The 2523-nt window shown below is 61.7% G+C and carries 4 protein-coding genes and 1 pseudogene; 2 read left to right on the plus strand and 3 right to left on the minus strand.

Annotated features, from left to right (window positions below):
• Positions 1-347: 347 nt before the first annotated feature.
• A pseudogene (locus AC1DUU_RS29265) lies at positions 348-575 on the minus strand (SDR family oxidoreductase); the annotation flags it as partial.
• Between the two features lie 142 nt (positions 576-717).
• On the opposite strand from AC1DUU_RS29265, the gene AC1DUU_RS29270 reads away from it, so the two are divergent.
• Positions 718-1221 (plus strand): SulP family inorganic anion transporter, encoded by a 504-nt coding sequence (locus AC1DUU_RS29270; RefSeq protein ID WP_476786828.1) that lies wholly within the window; start codon positions 718-720, stop codon positions 1219-1221.
• On the opposite strand, the gene AC1DUU_RS29275 is transcribed toward AC1DUU_RS29270, so the two are convergent.
• Positions 1152-1454 (minus strand): hypothetical protein, encoded by a 303-nt coding sequence (locus tag AC1DUU_RS29275; RefSeq protein ID WP_476786829.1) that lies wholly within the window; start codon positions 1452-1454, stop codon positions 1152-1154. The two genes, AC1DUU_RS29270 and AC1DUU_RS29275, sit on opposite strands and share 70 nt — an antisense overlap.
• Before the next feature lie 92 nt (positions 1455-1546).
• On the opposite strand from AC1DUU_RS29275, the gene AC1DUU_RS29280 reads away from it, so the two are divergent.
• On the plus strand, positions 1547-1945 hold the full coding sequence (locus tag AC1DUU_RS29280) for a hypothetical protein (protein ID WP_476786830.1): 399 nt from the start codon (positions 1547-1549) through the stop codon (positions 1943-1945).
• Between the two features lie 237 nt (positions 1946-2182).
• Here the strand turns inward: AC1DUU_RS29280 and AC1DUU_RS29285 are convergent, their stop codons facing one another.
• Positions 2183-2413 (minus strand): hypothetical protein, encoded by a 231-nt coding sequence (locus tag AC1DUU_RS29285; protein WP_476786831.1) that lies wholly within the window; start codon positions 2411-2413, stop codon positions 2183-2185.
• Positions 2414-2523 lie beyond the last annotated feature (110 nt).

Genomic DNA, 2523 nt, shown 5'->3' on the forward strand with positions numbered 1-2523 from the left:
ACAGAAAAAGCCCCGCCACCTTTCGGCAGCGGGGCGATCATATTGCTGGCGTAGGGCGTCTGCATTGGGTGGAAACCTGTCCGTCCGCTTTCCGTGGACAAGTGATACAAATTGACCTTTGGTCAGCCGAAGCGACCGACAGCTTTGCGCCTTATCTCGGTAGTTGCGACCAGCTTCGCTGCACCCCAAAAGCACACATCTTCGGTGCCCACGTCGTCGCGGTTGCGCCATTGCCGGACAAGTGCGCTGGACGCAGCGAGGTTGCGATCGGACTTATACGAGATTTTAAGGTCCTGACGCTTTTCCAACCAGAAAAGCGGACAGCTGCCGACCCGCTTGTTCCTGCCTCAGTCGACGATGTGATAGCCACCGTCCACGTAGATGACCTGCCCGGTCATCGAGCGAGCTGCATCGAGCGTGAGGAAGGCGCAGGTCGCGCCCACTTCATCGATCGTCACCAGCTTGCGTGCAGGCGACGTGCTGCGCGCCTTGTCGAGCAATACGTCGAATTCGGCTATCCCCGAGGCCGCGCGAGTCGCCAGTGGGCCAGGCGATATCGCATGGACGCGAATGCCCCAGTTCCGCCGCCACGTAACGCATGAGCGCAACATCACATCCCGAGCAAGATCCGGAACCCGGTCAACATCAGAATCCCGGTTCAGAGGGCTGGCAACGTTGGGTGCCGCTGATCGAGACGGTGCGTCAGTACCGGCTTTCGTGGCTGTCGCAAGATTTGGTGGCCGGTCTCGTATTGTCGGCTGTGCCGTCCCTGTCGGCATTGCCTATGCGGTGGCTTCGGGCGTTCCGGGCATCTACGGCCTCTATGCCACCATCATTCCGCTACTCGCATACGCCTTGTTCGGCCCCAGCCGGATCCTGGTGTTGGGACCGGATTCCGCTCTGGCGACGCTGATTCTTGGCACGGTGCTGCCGTTGTCGGGAGGGGATCCGACGCGCGCCGCGGCCCTGGCCGGCATGATGGCGGTGGTCGCTGGGCTGGTATTGATCCTGTCCGGCGTGCTGCGCCTCGGCTTTGTCACCGAGCTGCTCTCCAAGCCGATACGGTATGGCTATATGAACGGTATCGCGCTGACGGTGATCGTCAGTCAGATTCCCAACCTCTTCCAGGTCTCCATCGATCAGAGCCGCCCTCATCCGCCCAACTCCGCCTTCAGCCCCTTCACCGCCTTGAACAGATCGTTCCTGCGCTTGATGCCGTAGATGGCGAAGGCGACGATGACGGCGACAATCGCGAGCTGGACACGCCAGTCGAGATTGCCGAAGGTGGCCAACGGCGCACCGATGGCAGTCAGCAGCCAGGTCCAGAATGTCTTGCTCTTGGTGGTTGGTGTTTCGAGTTCGCCCGGGTCGGCCACGACGGGCTTCTCGATTACCAGCGGCTTTTGGGCAACGCCCGGCTCGGATGCTTGGGCATGGTTGCCGGCGGCTTTCACCCGATCAAGCAGTGCCTCGACCGTTTCGGGCTTCGTGCCAACCTTGTTGATGCCGTCGCCCAGGTAGTAGCTATCGCCGCGCTAATCTGGCGATGGGCGCCCTTACAGGCTGCAAGAACTGGGAAGCTGGCCCATTCCTGCGCCAGCCGCTTGCCGAACTCGGTGCGATCGATCTTCCCGGCCATGAAGGCTTCGTAGCCACGGCGCTTCAGCAGATGGAAGGCAAGCCGATCCCGGAAGTCCGAGTTGAAGACCTGCGCGCCGCTGAGATGCAACTCCTTCGAAAGGTCAATGAGTGTTGCCCGCATGAACTGCGGCGCACCGGCGGCCGAGGACGCCTTGTCGGAGCCGAACTTCTTGGCCCACGCCTTGGTCGACCACGCCTTCTACGCATCGATCAGATCGCCCAGCGTCATTTTGGTGATGGGCTTGGCAAGGCCGACCTGGCGATTGCGCATTCAGGCGGGGCCTTGCCGGCGTCTGTTCGATAAATGAAGTCGAGCAGAAGTGCCGCTCCGGTGGGAACGGTCTTGTCCATAGGATTTCATTCAGCTTGGGAGTAAACTTGGGGGGCGCGGGAGGCGCGGTGCGCTATGCAACCGCTGGCGCCGATGACTTGGCAGGACTGGCTTTATGTAGCGGTTGCTTTCGGGGCCGCGGCAGRCATTCTGTGGATGTTGGGGGTCCAGGTGTCGTCTGCCCCAAAGGCTCGGGACGCTAGCTGATGACTAGGCCGGCCAGGTAAGCGCTGGCAGTTCGGCGATCAATTCAGAGACCGTCGGCTGCGGGCGCTGGCCACCCATCACCCTGTCGAGCTCGATATACGCATACGCCCAGACAGCATCACGCCACGCAACGAATGCTGCTGCCTCAGCAGCCCATGCCGGGTTGGTGCTGCCCACATAGGTCGCGATGGAAACCGCGCTGTCGTAGCGGCGTTCCTGCGCCTTGAACGGCATTAAGTTCGGTCCCCCTGCCAGCCACCCTTCATTTGCCGCTCAACCTCTCCGGCAATCTTGTCGGCGGCGCCAGCCCTAGGCAGCGCCCACGAAATACCCACCGCAAAAAC

It is taken from the genome of Aminobacter sp. P4_H6_2 (assembly GCF_056400805.1).

Excerpts from the sequence above, each read along its gene's own strand:
- AC1DUU_RS29280 (WP_476786830.1), top strand. The coding sequence starts at position 1,547 with ATGGGCGCCCTTACAGGCTGCAAGAACTGGGAAGCTGGCCCATTCCTG.
- AC1DUU_RS29285 (WP_476786831.1), bottom strand. The coding sequence starts at position 2,413 with ATGCCGTTCAAGGCGCAGGAACGCCGCTACGACAGCGCGGTTTCCATC.